The sequence below is a fragment of the Chryseobacterium sp. JV274 genome, from assembly GCF_903969135.1.
Lineage (GTDB): Bacteria > Bacteroidota > Bacteroidia > Flavobacteriales > Weeksellaceae > Chryseobacterium.
This window is the reverse complement of record NZ_LR824569.1, coordinates 2,516,480-2,533,946: the sequence shown is the minus strand read 5'-3', so window position 1 is coordinate 2,533,946 and position 17,467 is coordinate 2,516,480. Positions and strand designations below refer to the sequence as shown.

The window sequence follows — 17,467 nt, the reverse complement described above, 5'->3', positions numbered from 1 at the left end:
GCTATTTTACCGTGTTTTTTTCAATTTCCAGTAGTCTTACTTTTTCGCGCAATTTAATATATTTCAAAAAGGTGTAATAGGACATTGTTTTGGCAATATAATATCCAGGGAATCCGTCCAGAAACCCCAATTTGAAAATAAATACCTTGATAAATTCAAAAACAGGACTTACAATGATTTTAAATCTATTGATTTTTTTTCCTCTTTCAAACATTTTCTCCGCCATCATATCGGAATATTTATTGATTTTTGAGACATGATGGTGAATACTTTTGTAAGTATAATGATTCAGCCTTCCGTCCAATAACCCCACTTTTTCATAGGTAATCAAAAATTCATGAACCTTGTCATGTGAATACGCGGCATATTCTTTTTTGAAAAGCCTTTCACGGCATACATTTCCCCAACCACCGTGTTTGATCAGGTGGGGGCCTAGATGATTATTAAATCTGGCCTTATACACATTGAATTCTGTACTTGCTGAAGAAACGATTCTCTGTATGGATCTTTTCAGATTTTCATCAGGAACTTCATCAGCATCCAGAAACAGAACCCATTCATGAGAACATAAATTAAGGGCATGGTTTTTTTGTTCACCATACCCGTTAAATTTTTTCTCAAAGAATTGTACCTGTTGATATTTTTGAGTGCAGATTTCTTTTGTCTTATCTGTTGAAAAGCTATCGACAATGATAATCTCATCAGCTATATCTACTAATGAATCTAAAAGTCTTACGATGTTTTCTTCTTCATTATAAGTGATGATTGCAAGGGAAAGAGCCATTTATTTATACTCGAGAATAGTCTTTTCAATAATCTTTACACAATCTAGTAATTGCTCTTCAGTAATTACCAATGGTGGTGCCAATCTGATGATATTACCATGGGTAGGCTTTGCCAGTAATCCGTTTTCTTTTAGTTGCAGGCAAAGGTTCCATGCAGTAGAACTGTCAGGGGTGTCGTTGATCAGGATAGCATTTAAAAGTCCTTTTCCTCTTACTTTGGTAATAAGATCTGACTTTTCGATCAATTTTTCAATTTCAGATCTGAACAGTTGGCCAAGTTCTTCAGCTCTTTCAGACAATTTTTCATCTGCTACTACATCCAATGCTGCTACGGCTACCGCACAGGCAATCGGGTTTCCTCCGAATGTAGAACCATGTTGTCCGGGCTTAATGACATTCATGATGCTGTCATTTGCTAAAACAGCGGATACTGGGTACATTCCTCCGGAAAGTGCTTTTCCTAAAATTAAGATATCCGGCTGTACATCCTCGTGATGGCATGCAATCAGTTTTCCTGTTCTTGCGATACCCGTCTGAACTTCATCTGCAATGAAAAGAACGTTGTATTTTTTACATAGTTCAGAAGCATTTTTAAGGAAGTTGTCATCCGGAACATATACTCCAGCTTCTCCCTGAATAGGTTCTACAAGGAATGCAGCAATATTATCTGCTTCTCTGCTCAAAACTTCTTCTAAGGCGGCAATATCATTGTAAGGAATTTTGATAAATCCTGGTGTAAAAGGTCCGTAGTTCTGGTTAGCATCCGGATCATTAGAGAAAGAAACGATAGTTGTCGTTCTTCCGTGGAAATTATTTTCGCAAACGATTATTTTTGCTGCGTTTTCCGAAATCCCTTTTACTTCATAACTCCATTTTCTTGCTAGCTTTACTGCGGTTTCCACAGCTTCAGCTCCGGAATTCATTGGTAAAACTTTATCAAATCCGAAAAGAGTCGTGATTTTTTGTTCGTATTCTCCCAATTTAGAGTTGTAGAATGCTCTTGATGTTAGAGCCAGTTTTTTTGCCTGCTCTACCAATGCTTCTACAATTTTAGGGTGAGAATGCCCCTGGTTCACAGCAGAATATGCTGAAAGAAAATCATAATACCTTTTGCCTTCTACATCCCAAACGAAAACACCTTCTCCACGATCCAGAACTACTGGAAGCGGGTGGTAATTGTGTGCTCCATGTTTGTCTTCAAGGTCAATAAAATACTGTGAGTTTTTTGTTTGTTCTGCTGTTGACATATATTTTGGTTTTCAACAAATTTACACAATATTAATGATATGCCTGAACAAATACCTTGTGTCGTACGGAGGTCTAATTAAAGTAGATTTTAAGGCAAAATAATGAGGTGTCAAAAATATTTTCTTTGTCAACAGGTTGTTTTAGGTTTTATATCTTTCTTATGGCAGAATTTTATTTTTATTAAATTTTCATTAAATAATTAACGATAGATTACTTTTAATTGTTTTTATGATATGTAGTCTGAGATACTGTATGATGGGTGGAAAAAAAAACTGCCTCTTTTTGAGGCAGTTTCATTATATATTTTAAAATAATCTTAGTGATTATCATATTTTCTATCCATTACAAAATCTTCCATGAATTTTGTCGTATAGTTTCCTGCAAGATAATCTTCATTATCCATTAGTTGTCTGTGGAAAGGAATAGTTGTTTTTACTCCTTCAATATAGAATTCCTCAAGAGCACGTCTCATTTTTGCAATAGCTTCTTCACGGGTTTGAGCCGTTGTGATAAGCTTAGCAATCATAGAGTCATAGTTGGAAGGAATGCTGTATCCGGAATATACGTGAGTATCTACTCTGATTCCGTGTCCGCCAGGGATGTTTAATCCTGTGATTTTTCCTGGAGATGGTCTGAAATCTGCGTAAGGATCTTCTGCGTTGATTCTACACTCAATTGAATGTAATTTAGGGTAATAATTGATTCCTGAAATAGGAGTTCCCGCAGCAAGAAGAATCTGTTCTCTGATCAGGTCATAATCAATTACCTGTTCAGTAATAGGGTGCTCTACCTGGATTCTTGTATTCATTTCCATGAAATAGAAATTTCTATGCTTGTCTACAAGGAATTCGATAGTTCCTACACCTTCGTACCCAATGAATTCAGCAGCTTTTACGGCAGCATCACCCATTTTCTCACGAAGTTCATCTGTCATGAAAGGAGAAGGAGTTTCTTCAGTTAATTTCTGATTTCTTCTCTGTACAGAACAGTCTCTTTCAGAAAGGTGGCATGCTTTACCGAATTGGTCACCGGCAACCTGAATTTCGATGTGTCTAGGCTCTTCAATCAGTTTTTCCATATACATCCCTCCGTTTCCGAAGGCAGCTACAGCTTCCTGAATGGCAGACTCCCAGTGATCTTTAAGGTCTTCAGCTTTCCAAACAGCTCTCATTCCTTTTCCACCACCACCAGCAGTTGCTTTGATCATTACCGGGTATCCTGTTTCTTCAGCCACTTTTACAGCGTGTTCGTAAGATTCTATCAATCCGTCAGAACCTGGTACACATGGTACACCTGCAGCTTTCATGGTAGCCTTAGCATTAGCTTTGTCTCCCATTTTTTCAATCTGCTCAGGAGAAGCACCAATAAATTTGATGCCGTTCTTTTGACAGATTCTTGAGAAGTTAGCATTTTCAGATAAGAATCCATACCCTGGGTGAATAGCGTCAGCATTGGTAATTTCCGCAGCTGCAATAATGTTAGGGATTTTAAGATAGGAGTCTTTACTCATTGCAGGGCCAATACATACCGCTTCATCAGCAAATCTTACGTGAAGACTGTCTTTATCAGCAGTAGAGTATACCGCAACGGTTTTTATCCCCATTTCTTTACAAGTACGTAAAATACGCATTGCAATTTCGCCACGATTGGCTATTAATATTTTTTTGAACATCTCCGAAATTTTAAATTATAAATTTTGAATTTTAAATTATTTTAAATGAAAAAGATTCATCTAAAATTTATAATCTTTAATCTAAAATTCCTTAAGATGGATCTACTAAGAATAAAGGTTGGTCATATTCTACAGGAGTAGCATCGTCAACTAAGATTTTAACGATTTTTCCGCTGATTTCAGATTCAATCTGGTTGAATAGCTTCATTGCTTCAATAACGCAAACTACTTTACCAACAGAAACTTCGTCACCTACATTTACAAATACATCTTTATCAGGAGATGGTTTTCTATAGAAAGTACCAATCATAGGAGACTTGATTGTTACATACTTGCTGTCATCAGATGCAGCTTCAGCTTTCTCAGCAGCAGCAGGAGTTGCAACAGGTGCCGGAGCCGCTACAGCTTGTGGCGCAGTGTGATATACTGCAGGCTGTGCATATACAGCGTCGCTTCCAGCTAATGGAGTTTTAATAGTGATTTCGAAATCTTTAGTCTTGTATTTTACTTCTGAAACTTCAGCTTTAGATACAAACTTAATAAGATTTTGTATGTCTTTAATGTCCATAAATTTGATATTTGATTTTGGGTCAAAGATACCAAAAAAACGTAAAAAACAACAAAAAACCGCCAAATTTTATCAAAATTGGGCGGTTTTTGTATTAAAACGAGGCTTTTTCAATGAAAAGCAACTCTTAGTTTTCTTCAGTAGCAGCTACTTCTTTTTCCAATACTACTTTACCTCTGTAGTAAAGTTTTCCTTCATGCCAGTGAGCTCTGTGGTATAGGTGAAGCTCTCCTGTTGTTGCATCTTTAGCTAATTGAGGAACTACAGCTTTGTAGTGAGTTCTTCTCTTATCTCTTCTTGTCGACGACTGTCTTCTCTTTGGATGTGCCATTTTCTAATAACTTTTTTAATTGATGAGCGATGAGATTCATCATCTCATCATATTTAAATTATTCTATTTAATTATTCTCTCTTAACTTTCTTAAAGCATCCCATCTGGGATCGCTTTCATGTTCTTCCTCTTCTGTTTTCTCAATATCTTTCGGACTGAACTGGTCAAGAATTTCAAGATCTTCATTGCTTACATTCGGTGAAATCTTTTTCATCGGGATAGAAAGCATTACATTTTCATAAATCAAATGTGCTACATTGAAAGCATGCTCTGCGGTAGGAATGGTAATAACATCTTCATTGCTGTCATCATATTCTTCCCCGAAATTCACCAAAATCTTGATTTCATTCTCAATAGGATAGTCAAAATCTTCGTTTGTAATATCACAAACCAATTCAACCAATCCATTAATTTTAATCTCAAATTCTAAAAAAGTAGTGTGTTTATCAAGTGATATATTCACTTCTATTCTAGGATTTGTAAATTCCTGCTCAGTGTCAAATAATTGAAAGAACGTTTTATCTATCTCAAACTTGAACCCGTGTTTTCCGTTTTTTAGTCCGGAAAAGCTTACGTCATAGTTTCTTAACTTGTCCATAAAATGAGTGTGCAAAAATATGCATTTTTTTTATAATAACAAATAAAATTTAAAACAAATTAATTTAAAATTTGTTTTAAAGATTTATCCTTCAGTTTCATCCGGTAGATCCTCGTCTATTCCATTGTCTACAACCATTTTTCTAGGCTGCATGCGGTCGTTCATAAGTTCGCTGTATTCACTTCTGTTCTTGAAAATTTTAATAGCTGTAAATATTGCTTCCGTAAAACTCTGCTCATCAGCAATATTTTTTCCTGCAATGTCATAAGCTACGCCGTGATCCGGAGAAGTTCTGATAAAAGGAAGTCCTGCTGTATAGTTCACACCTTCTTCATATGCTAAGGTTTTGAAAGGAGCTAATCCCTGATCATGATACATTGCTAAAACCGCATCGAAATTTTTATATTTGCTTGGCTGGAAGAAGCTGTCTGCCGGGAAAGGGCCAAATGCCAATGTTCCGTTGTCCGAAAGTTCTTTGATTGCCGGGCTGATGATTTCAATTTCTTCATTTCCAATAACACCACCATCTCCGGCATGAGGATTTAATCCCAATACGGCAATTTTAGGCTTTTGGATACAAAAATCTTCTATAAGGGTTTGGTTCAGAACTCTGATCTGTTTCTTTATTTTTTCCTTGGAAATATTTTCAGCGACCTGTGCAATTGGAATATGGTGTGTGGATACAGCTACTTTAAGATCTTCAGTTACAAGGAACATTAATCCCTTTTTGCTGAATTTCTCTTCAAAATATCCTGTATGTCCGGCATGTTTAAAGCCCATTTTCACCATTTCATCTTTGTTGATAGGAGCGGTTACCAAAACATCAATCTCTCCTTTTATCAAAGCTTCAGTAGCTGCTTCCAAAGAATCAATAGCCATTTTGGTGGACTCTTCCGTGGGAACTCCCAGTTCTACATTAACGTTTTCCTTCGTCAGGTTAAGCATATTAAGTTTCCCTGCCTGAGCCTGCGAAGCCTCATTAATATAGTTGAAATTAAGATTCAGCTTAAAAATATTTTTCTGATAAGTGAATAATTTTCCCGAACCAAAAATTACAGGAGTGAAAAAATCCGTAATGGTTTTGTCTTTCAGAGACTTCATAATGATCTCCGGGCCTATGCCGTTGAAATCACCGATTGAAATTCCTACTCGTACTTTATGGTTTTTTGGGCTCATTTTGATTATCTTTGAAGATTATAATTTACAAATTTAGCAAAAAATAATATGTTCACAGGAATTATTGAAGCAGTTGGTGTTATTGAGAAGATTGAAGAAAAAGGAAGCAATATAGATTTTACCTTGACATGCCCCTTTACAAACGAATTAAAAATAGACCAGAGTCTTGCACACAACGGCTGTTGCCTTACAGTTGTTGAAATAAAAGACAATCAATATGTGGTAACCGCAATCAACGAAACACTGGAAAAAACCAATCTTGGAAAATGGGAATTGGGAACCGTTGTGAATTTGGAGCGCTGTATGAAGATGGACGGAAGACTGGATGGACATATCGTTCAGGGACACGTTGATAAAACCGGTGAAGTTGTGGGTATTGAAAATAAGGACGGAAGCTATTTTATTACCATGAAATATGATCAAGACGGAAGTTTTGTAACGGTACCTCAGGGGTCAATCACGGTAAATGGAATCAGTCTTACAGTTGCAAAAAGTGAAGATACTCAGTTTTCTGTAGCCATTATTCCTTATACATGGGAATTTACCAATATGAAACATTTGAAAATTGGTGATAAAGTAAACCTGGAATTTGATATCATTGGTAAGTATATTGCTAGGTTAATTAAAAAGTAGAATGTCGATTAATAAGTATAAAGGATATAGCTTAAGGAACCGTGTGTTTTTCGGTTTCCTGCTGGTATGTTTTTTAAGTGTTGTAGCTACGTCGCTTGTCCCTTATTTTGTACTGAGAAATCACTCTCTGCAGCAAAGTAATATCGATATGCAGGATAAGACGAATGCTGTAATGAGATATCTGGACTACGCGGTAAGCCAGACACTTATTGAAACAAAAGATCTTCCGGAAGTTTTGGGAAATAAAATTTTCGAAATAGCGGATATCAATCAGCATGACATTTTTATTTACGATCTGAAAGGAAACTATTTACTTTCCAATAAAGATGAAGCTTTAGTTGAGCAGAAAACGATTCCTATCGAAATCATCAACAAGATTCTGTCTACTGATGCAAGAGTAGATATGATCAATTATGATGCTGCTAAAGATGCTAAACTTACTTCTTCATATCTTTTGTTGAAAAATAATGAGCTGGAACCGATCGGAATTGTCTATATTCCTTTATATCATAATGAATCTGCTTACCTGGAGGTTCTTCATCAATATGTAAAATATATTCTTTTAGTCGATATATTTCTTATTCTGTTTAGTATCTGGATTAGCTGGGTGACGTCCAACAGTCTTGCGAAAACAATTACGAAATTCTCTGATATGATTACCCGTATTACATTATTTGAAAATGAAATGCGCCCTATCAGATATTATAAAAATGATGAGCTTAATGCTTTGGCAAGAGCTTATAACAGAATGATTCTGCAGATTCAGGACCAGAAAGAAAGACTTAGATTCAAAGCCTCTGAAGAAGCCTGGAGGGAAATGGCCAAGCAGGTTGCTCATGAGGTGAAAAACCCGTTGACACCGATGAAATTGACCATTCAGAATTTTGAAAGAAAATTTGATCCGGAAGATCCGAATATCAGAGAAAGGGTAAAACAGATGAGTAAAACAATTGTGGATCAGATAGATCTGATTGCAACGGTAGCTTCTGCCTTTTCAGAATTTGCGAAACTCCCAGAAAAAAATAATGAGGTTATCAATCTGAATACCGAGGTTGAAGATATTCTCCGTGTCTTCAATGACGACAGTATCTTTATGCATGCCAATAAGACCAATATTATGATCAATATGGATAGAATTTATCTTTCCAGGATTATAACCAATCTTGTTACCAATGCAAAACAGGCAGAAAGTGATGAAAGAAAACTGATCATCAATGTAGATGTGGAGCAGCATCAGAGAAGGGTAATTATTTCTGTTCAGGATAACGGAATAGGAATTCCTGAAAGTATGTACGAAAGAATCTTTGAACCTAATTTTACATCTAAAAGCAGTGGAATGGGGCTGGGGCTATCTATGGTAAGAAAGATGATTGAAGATTATAAAGGAGAAATCTCGGTGAAATCCGAAGTAGGAAAGGGTTCTACATTCATTATTACACTGCCTACCAATTTATAGTGAAACCTTTTACATTTAAACAATTTAAAATTGAACAGTCTAAAGACGTCTTCCGTGTAGGAACAGACGGTGTTCTGCTTGGTGCTTTAGCGGATGTTCACGGCGCTTCCAGTGTTTTGGAAGTCGGGACGGGAACAGGGCTGATCTCCTTAATGCTGGCGCAAAGAAATCCACAGGCTTATTTTCTTGGACTGGATATTAACGAAGATGCAGCAGCGCTTACTAAGCTTAATTTTGAAAATGCACCCTTTCATGCAAGGCTAAAAAACAGGCATCAGGATTTTAAAACTTTCGAGACAGAAGAACAGTTTGATCTTGTTGTTTCTAATCCTCCATATTTTGAAGAATCAGGATCAGAAAAAGACAAGATTGCACGCCAGACTGTAGAATTAAACTTCAGACAGTTAATTGCCAATTCGGCGCAATTATTATCTGAGAACGGGATTTTTTCCGTAATTATTCCTGTTGAAGCCGGAGAAATTTTTATTTCAATAGGTAAAGAAAATCATCTGTTTTTACACAGAAGGATTAATATCAAAGGAATTGAAAATTCAAAAGCTAAAAGGTTGATTCTGGAGTTTTCATTACAAGAGAAAGAAATCAATGAATCTGACTTTATTATAGAAAAAAGTCCGAGGCAATACTCGGACCAATATCTTGAACTCACCAAAGAGTTTCATGTTTTTAAATAGAAATTAGAAAGGGTTATTATACAAATCCTGTAAGTCTGAATTTCTTAATCTCTCTATTTTTAAATTCTTACTCAAACAATTCTGCTGTATCCAATACGGATACTTTTCCATCTTCACATCTGATAGCTTCACCAGGGAAGTTTTGAATCATGTGGTAATCGTGTGTTGCCATTACTACGGCAGCGCCATTTTCAAGGGCAACCTGCTTCAATAGTGTCATAATTTCGTTGGAAGTTTCAGGATCCAGGTTTCCTGTAGGCTCATCCGCCAAGATAAGATCTGGATGGTTAAGAAGAGCTCTTGCGATGGCAATACGCTGCTGTTCACCTCCGGAAAGCTCGTGTGGCATTTTGTGCTTTTTGCTTTTCATGTTCACGCTTCCCAAAACCTCATTGATGCGGTCTTCTATTTTTACTTTATCATTCCAGCCTGTTGCTTCAAGAACAAATTTTAAGTTTTTTTCAACCGTTCTGTCAGACAGTAACTGGAAATCCTGGAATACAATTCCTAATTTTCTTCTTAGGTTAGGGATATCAGAAGGTTTTAGCTTTGCCAGGTCAAATCCTACAACAGTTCCGTGTCCTGAAGCCAATGGAATGTGTCCGTAAAGCGTTTTCAGAAGGGAACTTTTTCCGGAACCTGTTTTTCCGATAAGATAGCAGAATCTACCTTTTTTAATGTTAAGATTTACATCAGAAAGTACAGTGAAGTTTTTTTGCGCAATCTTTGCGCTTTGTAAACTTATAATATTGTCTCCGGAGATATTTGTATGTGGCATAATTTAATTTTAAAGACTGTTTCTAACAAAAATATTTCAACTTTTAAAAATAGAAAAAGATGTTGATCTAGCCTAAATTTTAGTAAATTTTAACAACAAAAAATGCCTGAAAAGAAACTTCTCAAGCATGTTTTGTATATGATAATAAAAAGATTATCTCTTAGCGCGTGCAGCACTTACAGTTAAACTCTTTCTGCCTTTAGCTCTTCTCGCAGCCAAAACTCTTCTTCCATTTGGCGTAGACATTCTTTCTCTGAAACCGTGTTTGTTTCTCTTTTTTCTTTCTGATGGCTGGAATGTTCTTTTACTCATTACTATATGTTTAAATCGTAATTAATCTATTAATTTTCAGGTTGCAAAGATATATAAATTTTTATAAGTTACAAACTTTAATTATTTTTTTTTTAAATTAAATGCAATGTTTTTTTATTGAAGAATGGCAAACCCCTGATAAGAATACCATTTCTCTGTGCAAAAATAATATTTAAATGATTTATATAAAAGCTCTATCTTTGAAAACTTTAATTTTAACGAAAATAAACACCAGATGTTTACACCAGCAGAACTTTTAGATATCAATACATTACTTACTCAAGAGAGCAAAATAGTTATCCTTACCCATTACAACCCGGATGGAGATGCTATTGGTTCAAGTTTGGGATTGAAGCACTATCTGAAAGCAAAAGGAATTCATGCTGAAGTTATTGTACCTAATGATTTTCCGAAATTTCTGAAATGGATGCCGGAGTCTAAAAAAGTTATTATTGCAGAATATAAAAGAAAGCTGGCATCTGATATGATTGCAGGAGCAGATGTTATTTTCTGTCTGGATTTTAATTCTCCATCACGAATTGGATTATTAGGAGATTGGCTGGTGAAAGCTCAGGGGAAGAAAATTCTTATTGATCACCACCAGCAGCCGGAAAAATTTGATTTTGTTTATTCTGATACCGTAATTCCGGCAACTTCACAGATGATCTATCATTTCATTGAAGCAATGAATGATGAGAAACTGGTGAATCAGGATATGGCAGAATGTCTTTATACCGGAATTATGACTGATACAGGAGGGTTCCGTTTTCGTTCTACCAGTGCTACGACACACAGAATTATTGCTAACCTGATTGAAAATGGTGCAGATCCGGCGATGATCACATCCAATACCTGGGATACCAATACTGTTTCCCGTCTGCATTTGCTTGCTTTGGTTCTGGGGAGAATAGAAGTGGTGAATGATGGAACGGTAGCTGTTTTAAGCCTTACACGAAACGAATTAAAAGAATTGGGCTTCCAGAAAGGAGATACGGAAGGTTTTGTAAACTATGGTCTAAGCATTGGAGGCGTAAAAATGTCTGCATTTTTCATGGAAGATCTGTATGAGGATTTTGTTAAAATTTCGTTCAGAAGTAAAGATGATGTGGATGTAAACCAATTCTCAAGAAAATATTTCAATGGAGGCGGACACATCAATGCCGCCGGAGGAAAGTCTTTGGAGTCTTTATCCGGAACTATAGAAACCTTCAAAAATAAAGTAAAAGAGGAAGGCCTGTAACAGGCAAAAAGAAAGTCCCTGATCTGATAAACTTCCGGAACTTTTCAAACTCACAAAACTTTACGAAATCCTTTCTCTTCAAGTTCCTGACAGGTATATTCATACACCTGCTGAAACATTTCATCCATATATCGTTTGTTGAAAAGGCTGTATTTCGTCATCTTAGGCGGATCTAAAAAAATATTACAGTATTTTGCCTTAGAATACACAGATTTTGCAATGGCTAAGTGAAGGATTCTGTCAAATTCTTTCATCAGACTCATTTTGTTTAATTGATCGTAGCTGATGGAGTTCACATGGGATGCAATAAGGAAGTTGCATTTATCCATGATAGGTTCAATGGGAAGATTATCCAGAACACCGCCATCTACATAAATTTTTTCCCCTATCCTTACCGGAGGAAGAATAAAAGGAACACTGGAAGAAGCCAGTAATGGACCGAAAAGTTCTCCTTCAGAGAAAAAGTCCACAATACCATGGGTCATCTCTGTCGCAGCAACATATATAGGGATTCTTAAAATGTTGAAATTGTCTTCCGGTAAATAATCTTTAAGCAGTTTTAGAATAAAATTGGAGCTGAAAATTCCGTTTTTTGATAATTTTAAAGCTGATCGGGAAAAAAAAGAGGTCTGACGTACAATTTCCATCATCTCATCCGGTGTTTTTCCAAAAGAATAAAAAGCACCAATAATAGAACCTGCGCTGGTTCCGGAGATAATGTGCGGTTTCAGATTATATTCTTCAAGAGCTTTCAGTACGGCAATATGGGCAATCCCACGCATTCCTCCGCCTGAAAGTGTAAGCCCGATAACCGGTGGTGCCGGTGGTTTCTTTTTTTTGAATGAAAATAAAGCCATTGACAAAATTATCCTCTACTAATATACAGGATTTTTTATTAAAGGCGATTTTAATCTATCAGGAAACTGATGTTATAAAACAAGTTTTTTAGGAAGGTTGTGGAGAAGTTCCGTATTGATGATTTCAGCACAGATGCCGGGCTTTTCCCAATGTCCGTTGTGTCCGCAGTCCAGAATATAAGATTTGATATTTGTCCTGTCTGGAAGATGTTTGATCATCATGTCAGTTTTCACTGCGTTATCATGCTTGCCGGCTAATACTAAAATTTTAGCTTCCAGATTTTCCAGGATATGTTTTTTGTCGGTTCTTTCTACCATGCCTTTTACACAGGCAAGAGCCCCCAGATTATTGGTAGATAGGGCTGTTTCAAGAGCAATTTCAATTTTCCCTTCCAGAATATCTCTTTCATTAGGATTAAATAAATTGGGAATGCCAGCCCTTACATAATGGGCAAATGCATCCTTAATGATCCTGTAGCTTTTGATGCGCTGTTGTTTTTTCTCTTCATCATCCGGAAAATAAGTAGAGAAAAATAAAGTTAAGCTTTTTAAAGAGTTGGGGTATTTTTCTGCAAAAGCAAGAGAGGTGTATCCTCCCATAGAATGTCCCAAAAGGTGAACTTTTTCTACATGCTGATTGTCTAAAACTTTTTTTACTTCTTCGGCCATCAGTTCCATGGTATGAACTTCCGCAAGAATTTCAGACTGTCCGTGGCCGGGAAGGTCAATTTTGAGCAGTGAAAAATCTTTGGAAAGATGATGCTCCATATCGCTCCAGATGGATAGGTTTTCCATAAATCCGTGAAGAAGTACAAATGTTTCTTTTCCGTTTCCTTTTCTTTCAAAGTTCAGCATGATTTCAAAATTATAGAAGGTTAAAAATAATATAGCTCTTACGTACTGCAGATCAATTTTCCTTTCAAATGTAAACAAAAAAGAGCATTTTAAAAATGCCCTTTATCTTTTATTGAGTTAATTCCTTGTAAATCTTTGTTTCCCAAGGCTTGATATCGGTCACGCCATATCGTTCTTTTTTGGAAATGGCCAGGTTGTCCAGCATATCCACAAAATTCTTATAATTGGCTTCGTCTGTTGGCTTCACAATTACGGTGAAGTTTTTAGGTGCCGGTGCATTTTTATAAGCTTCAGAAATAATTTTTGAAATTTTTATTCCACTGAAATCTGTTTCTTTAAGATTTCCTGTAGTTAAGTCTGTAGCATTACTTTGATGATAAAACACACGATTATCTTTTCCAAGGATAAATGTAATCTGGTCTTTATCTCCAATTACGGGAATGTCCGTAGGATGAGGGTTTGGATCTTTTGCCGGTAATCCTAAATCCATTACATTAGGTTTTGTAAAGTTTGTGGTGAACATGAAGAACGTGATGAGTAAGAATCCCAGATCTACCATAGGAGTCATGTCTACTCTGATCATTTTTTTCTTTTGTTTGCTGCCTTGTTTTTCTTGTGCAATTACTTCTGCCATGATTGAAAGTTTTTAAATGTTAAACGGTATTTGTTGTATAATTCTTGCAAAACATATGCCTTGTTTGATGAATAATTAATAGATTCATGAATTTATTGATTGTTTTTATGGCGATTTTAAACTTTCCTGTCTTTTTAATCTATTTTTTTTAAACCGATAATCATGATGTTGTTGGTTTACTGATTATTAAATTTTCAGGATACTCTTTGTCTGAAGATTATAAAAAAAACTCGCACAATAAAGTGTGAGTTTTTCAATGATAAAGAAATAATTATTTTGTTAAGCTTAAATATTTACCAATAACTTATCTGCTGACTGTTATTTTCTTGGAGAGAATGATTCCGTCTTTGTTTTTGATCTGCACAATGTAGATTCCTTCTGAGAATGTAGCAGTATTGATTTTTATTTTTTCTTCGTTATATTTTTGAGAGAAAAGTTTTCTTCCGGACATATCCGTGATGCTGATAACTGTTTCTTTGGGAAGATGATCCGCATAAAAGAAATCCTTTGAGGGGTTAGGGTAGAGGTTAGGCTTATTTGTCGGGTGGTTTTCTGAGATTCCTAATTGTTCCGGGCTTAGTTTCACAACCCAGGCATCAATTAACCCATGATTTCCTGTAATATCTCCACTTGTAGAAAATGTATTTCCTGAAACAATATATCCATTATCATTGGTTAGCTCAATAGAGCTAAAGTATTCGGTGTCTGGACCTCCCAGAGTTTTTTCCCATTTCAGGTTTCCATTAGTATCCAGTTTTACGATCCAATAGTCCAGATCGCCATGATTTCCAGTTACCTGTCCGTTATTGGAAATTGTCCAGCCTCCGACAATATATTCCCATTCAGGGGTTTGTCTTATTGTTATTGCGTTGTCATGAAGGCTTCCACCCAAATATTTATCCCACTGTATAACTCCGCTATTATTTAGTTTTACTACCCAATAATCAGGAAGACCGTTTTCAATGTTTGTGGGGTCATAAGAAGTACCCACCACAATATAACCGCCATCGAAAGTCTGTTGTGCAGAATATCCCAAATTATCACCAATATTACCCAGTGTTTTTTCCCATTGTATATTTCCGGAAAGATCAAGTTTTACCACCCAAAAATCGTTGTTTCCGTAGCTTACAGTAATATGACCATCTGTAGATACGGTGGTTCCTGCAATAATGTATCCTCCGTCAAAAGTTTGCTGAACAGAATTCAGCTGATCGCTGTCACTTCCTCCCAATGACTTCTGCCATTGTATATTTCCGGAGCTATCCAATTTTACAACCCAATAATCCTGTCCTCCCTGATTCCCACTCACATCCCCATCATTAGAACTGGAGGTTCCGGCAACAATATACCCTCCTTCGGCAGTCTGCTGAATAGATTGAGCTTCATCAATACCGCTTCCTCCTAAAGATTTCTGCCATTGTATGTTTCCGGAGTTATCCAATTTTACCACCCAGAAATCAAAATTTCCATGGTTTACAGTAGTATCTCCGTCTGTAGATTTAGAAGATCCGGCGGCAATGTATCCTCCATCTGTAGTCTGGCGGATAGACTGAATTATATCATTATTACTTCCTCCCAGTGCTTTTTGCCATTGTATATTTCCACTGCCATCCATTTTTACTACCCATCCATCTCCTTCACCATGGTTTCCACTAACATCTCCGTCGTTTGATGATGTATCTCCGGCCATGATGTACCCTCCATCAGAAGTTTGCTGGGTATAATGCGCGGTTTCGCCCTGAGTTCCTCCTAAGGCTTTTTGCCATTCTATCGATGGAGCAGTCTGAGCTGTAAATAATGAATAGGTAAGGAATGAAAAAGTAAATATATAATGTCTCATATGTATTTGAATTGGTGATAGTTATTCAAATATAATTAATTTTACACTACGCTTGGTGTTTTATTGTTTATTTAGTTGATTATAATAAAAATAATTATTTTTCTAAGCTTAAATAATGTATTGATGCTATTGGTGAATGACTGAATTTTATCAATAAACTATCTGCTGACGGTTATTTTCTTTGAGAAAATGATTCCGTCTTTGTTTTTTATTTGCACAATATAGATTCCTTCTGAGAATATAGAAGTATTGATTTTTATTTTTTCCTCATTATTTTTTTTGGATAAAAGTTTTCTTCCTGACATATCAATAATGTCCATAACAGTTCCTTTTGGAAGATGGTCCACATAAAAGAAATCTTTTGCCGGATTTGGGTAGAGGTTAGGTTGATTCATTTTCTGACTTTCCGAGATTCCTAATTGTTGCGGGCCTAATTTTACGATCCACCCGTCAATGTTTCCGTGGTTCCCTGAAACATCTCCATTGTTGGAGCTGGAATATCCAATAATAATATATCCACCATCCACTGTCTTTCGGATAGATCCTGCGCTCTCATTACCAGTTCCGCCTAAAGATTTTTGCCATTGAAGCGTTCCGGTATTATCTGTTTTTAAAATCCAGAAATCACTGTTACCATGATTTCCTAGCACGTCGCCATTGTTAGAATTGGAAAATCCTGCAATAATATATCCCCCATCAGCGGTTTGCTGAATAGAGTTGGCGACCTCACTGTTGCTTCCTCCAAAAAATTTTTGCCACTGTATATCTCCATTACTGGCTAGTTTTATGATGCCATAATCGGAATTTAGAGCATAGGGAGGAATTGCCCTTTCGTATACTCCAGCAACAATATAACCTCCATCAAAAGTCTGTTGGATAGAATGGACAACATCAAATCCGGTTCCGCCTAAAGATTTCTGCCATTGTATATTCCCATCCGAATCCAGTTTTACGATCCAATAGTCTGTTCCTCCATATATCTGTGTGACATCTCCATCTGCAATATTTCCGGTGGTCCCTCCAATAATATATCCATTATCAGAAGTTTGTTGAATAGATTGTACTTCTTCGGCTGAACTACTGCCTAAAGACTTTTGCCATTGTATATTTCCTGTGGAATTTGTTTTAATGATCCAGATATCTGAACCTCCATGGCTTCCCAGTATATCACCATCAGTAGAATAGCTTGTTCCGGCAATAATGTATCCTTCGTCAGACGTTTGCAAAATATCTTGTGCAATATCACGATCGCTTCCACCCATAGATTTTTGCCATTCTATATTTCCAACTGAATCTAATTTTACAATCCAATAATCTTCAAGACCGTTGTTGTTGGTAAGATCGCCATCTACAGAAGTTGATCCTCCCGCGAGAATATAACCTCCATCGGAAGTTTCCCGTATAGACTGGAATAATTCTGCCTGGCTGCCTCCTAATGATTTTTGCCACTCTATGCTTCCGTTGAAACTCAACTTAAGAATCCATGCGTCCCTGCTGCCAAAATTTCCCGTAAGGTCTCCATTATTGGAAAAGGTAGAACCTGAAATAATGTATCCCCCGTCGGAAGTTTGCTCAACAAAATGAAACATATCTACATTACTTCCGCCCATAGATTTTTGCCATTGAATGGAAGGAGCAGTCTGGGCGGACAAAATAGAAGTTAAGAATAATGATAGAATCACCGTAAAGTTTCTCATTTTTTTTGATTGGGTATTAGTTTGCTCTAATGTAATTAATTTATTTTGATGTTTATTCAAGTCATTAGAAATAAAAAAACTCACACGGTAAAGTG

Annotated in this window: 18 protein-coding genes; 4 read left to right on the top strand and 14 right to left on the bottom strand. The window is 36.4% G+C overall.

The genetic code is table 11. The annotated features are described in order from the left end of the window. Nucleotide 1: 1 nt before the first annotated feature. From CHRYMOREF3P_RS11770 to pdxA, 7 genes are all read right to left on the bottom strand, one after another. Complete coding sequence (locus CHRYMOREF3P_RS11770; protein ID WP_180564699.1) at nt 2–784, bottom strand: glycosyltransferase family 2 protein; 783 nt, start codon at nt 782–784, stop codon at nt 2–4. Next, nucleotides 785–2,032, bottom strand: coding sequence for an ornithine--oxo-acid transaminase (gene rocD, locus CHRYMOREF3P_RS11765; protein ID WP_180564698.1), 1,248 nt, complete (start codon nt 2,030–2,032; stop codon nt 785–787). A 317-nt stretch (nt 2,033–2,349) separates the two neighbouring features. Continuing rightward, on the bottom strand, nt 2,350–3,705 hold the full coding sequence (gene accC / locus CHRYMOREF3P_RS11760; protein WP_047385963.1) for an acetyl-CoA carboxylase biotin carboxylase subunit: 1,356 nt from the start codon (nt 3,703–3,705) through the stop codon (nt 2,350–2,352). Nucleotides 3,706–3,796: 91 nt separating this feature from the next. Then, nucleotides 3,797–4,273, bottom strand: a complete 477-nt coding sequence (gene accB, locus CHRYMOREF3P_RS11755) for an acetyl-CoA carboxylase biotin carboxyl carrier protein (protein WP_077418808.1) — start codon at nt 4,271–4,273, stop codon at nt 3,797–3,799. A gap of 127 nt (nt 4,274–4,400) precedes the next feature. Then, the gene (gene rpmF, locus CHRYMOREF3P_RS11750; RefSeq protein WP_002976251.1) at nt 4,401–4,604 is read right to left on the bottom strand and encodes a 50S ribosomal protein L32; all 204 of its coding nucleotides are present in this window, start codon (nt 4,602–4,604) and stop codon (nt 4,401–4,403) included. Nucleotides 4,605–4,671: 67 nt separating this feature from the next. Continuing rightward, nucleotides 4,672–5,202 (bottom strand): YceD family protein, encoded by a 531-nt coding sequence (locus CHRYMOREF3P_RS11745; RefSeq protein WP_180564697.1) that lies wholly within the window; start codon nt 5,200–5,202, stop codon nt 4,672–4,674. Nucleotides 5,203–5,286: 84 nt separating this feature from the next. Beyond that, entirely contained in the window at nt 5,287–6,378 is a 1,092-nt protein-coding gene (gene pdxA / locus CHRYMOREF3P_RS11740) for a 4-hydroxythreonine-4-phosphate dehydrogenase PdxA (protein ID WP_077418810.1), read from the bottom strand. A 48-nt stretch (nt 6,379–6,426) separates the two neighbouring features. Between pdxA and CHRYMOREF3P_RS11735 the strand changes: the two genes are divergently transcribed. The 3 genes from CHRYMOREF3P_RS11735 to CHRYMOREF3P_RS11725 are packed head-to-tail and all read left to right on the top strand — an operon-like array spanning nt 6,427 to nt 9,159. Next, nucleotides 6,427–7,011, top strand: coding sequence for a riboflavin synthase (locus tag CHRYMOREF3P_RS11735; RefSeq protein ID WP_180564696.1), 585 nt, complete (start codon nt 6,427–6,429; stop codon nt 7,009–7,011). 1 nt (nt 7,012) lies between these two features. Beyond that, nucleotides 7,013–8,467, top strand: coding sequence for a sensor histidine kinase (locus tag CHRYMOREF3P_RS11730; RefSeq protein WP_077418812.1), 1,455 nt, complete (start codon nt 7,013–7,015; stop codon nt 8,465–8,467). Then, the gene (locus tag CHRYMOREF3P_RS11725) at nt 8,467–9,159 is read left to right on the top strand and encodes a tRNA1(Val) (adenine(37)-N6)-methyltransferase (protein WP_077418813.1); all 693 of its coding nucleotides are present in this window, start codon (nt 8,467–8,469) and stop codon (nt 9,157–9,159) included. The genes CHRYMOREF3P_RS11730 and CHRYMOREF3P_RS11725 overlap by 1 nt, the downstream gene beginning before the upstream one ends. Before the next feature lie 67 nt (nt 9,160–9,226). Here CHRYMOREF3P_RS11725 and CHRYMOREF3P_RS11720 read toward each other — a convergent pair whose 3' ends face one another. Beyond that, nucleotides 9,227–9,937: a cell division ATP-binding protein FtsE gene (locus CHRYMOREF3P_RS11720; RefSeq protein WP_077418814.1), complete on the bottom strand. Its 711-nt coding sequence runs from the start codon at nt 9,935–9,937 to the stop codon at nt 9,227–9,229. 153 nt (nt 9,938–10,090) lie between these two features. Next, on the bottom strand, nt 10,091–10,249 hold the full coding sequence (gene rpmH, locus CHRYMOREF3P_RS11715) for a 50S ribosomal protein L34 (protein WP_034701860.1): 159 nt from the start codon (nt 10,247–10,249) through the stop codon (nt 10,091–10,093). Nucleotides 10,250–10,484: 235 nt separating this feature from the next. Here rpmH and CHRYMOREF3P_RS11710 point away from each other — a divergent pair, with 235 nt between their 5' ends. Then, nucleotides 10,485–11,489, top strand: a complete 1,005-nt coding sequence (locus CHRYMOREF3P_RS11710) for a DHH family phosphoesterase (protein WP_077418815.1) — start codon at nt 10,485–10,487, stop codon at nt 11,487–11,489. 50 nt (nt 11,490–11,539) lie between these two features. Here CHRYMOREF3P_RS11710 and CHRYMOREF3P_RS11705 read toward each other — a convergent pair whose 3' ends face one another. From CHRYMOREF3P_RS11705 to CHRYMOREF3P_RS11685, 5 genes are all read right to left on the bottom strand, one after another. Then, on the bottom strand, nt 11,540–12,346 hold the full coding sequence (locus CHRYMOREF3P_RS11705) for a patatin-like phospholipase family protein (RefSeq protein WP_180564695.1): 807 nt from the start codon (nt 12,344–12,346) through the stop codon (nt 11,540–11,542). 72 nt (nt 12,347–12,418) lie between these two features. Then, nucleotides 12,419–13,201: an alpha/beta fold hydrolase gene (locus CHRYMOREF3P_RS11700; protein WP_180565775.1), complete on the bottom strand. Its 783-nt coding sequence runs from the start codon at nt 13,199–13,201 to the stop codon at nt 12,419–12,421. Between the two features lie 109 nt (nt 13,202–13,310). Next, the gene (locus CHRYMOREF3P_RS11695; protein ID WP_180564694.1) at nt 13,311–13,835 is read right to left on the bottom strand and encodes a biopolymer transporter ExbD; all 525 of its coding nucleotides are present in this window, start codon (nt 13,833–13,835) and stop codon (nt 13,311–13,313) included. A gap of 304 nt (nt 13,836–14,139) precedes the next feature. Then, nucleotides 14,140–15,675, bottom strand: coding sequence for a T9SS type A sorting domain-containing protein (locus tag CHRYMOREF3P_RS11690; protein WP_180564693.1), 1,536 nt, complete (start codon nt 15,673–15,675; stop codon nt 14,140–14,142). A gap of 158 nt (nt 15,676–15,833) precedes the next feature. Then, complete coding sequence (locus CHRYMOREF3P_RS11685) at nt 15,834–17,372, bottom strand: T9SS type A sorting domain-containing protein (RefSeq protein ID WP_180564692.1); 1,539 nt, start codon at nt 17,370–17,372, stop codon at nt 15,834–15,836. Nucleotides 17,373–17,467 lie beyond the last annotated feature (95 nt).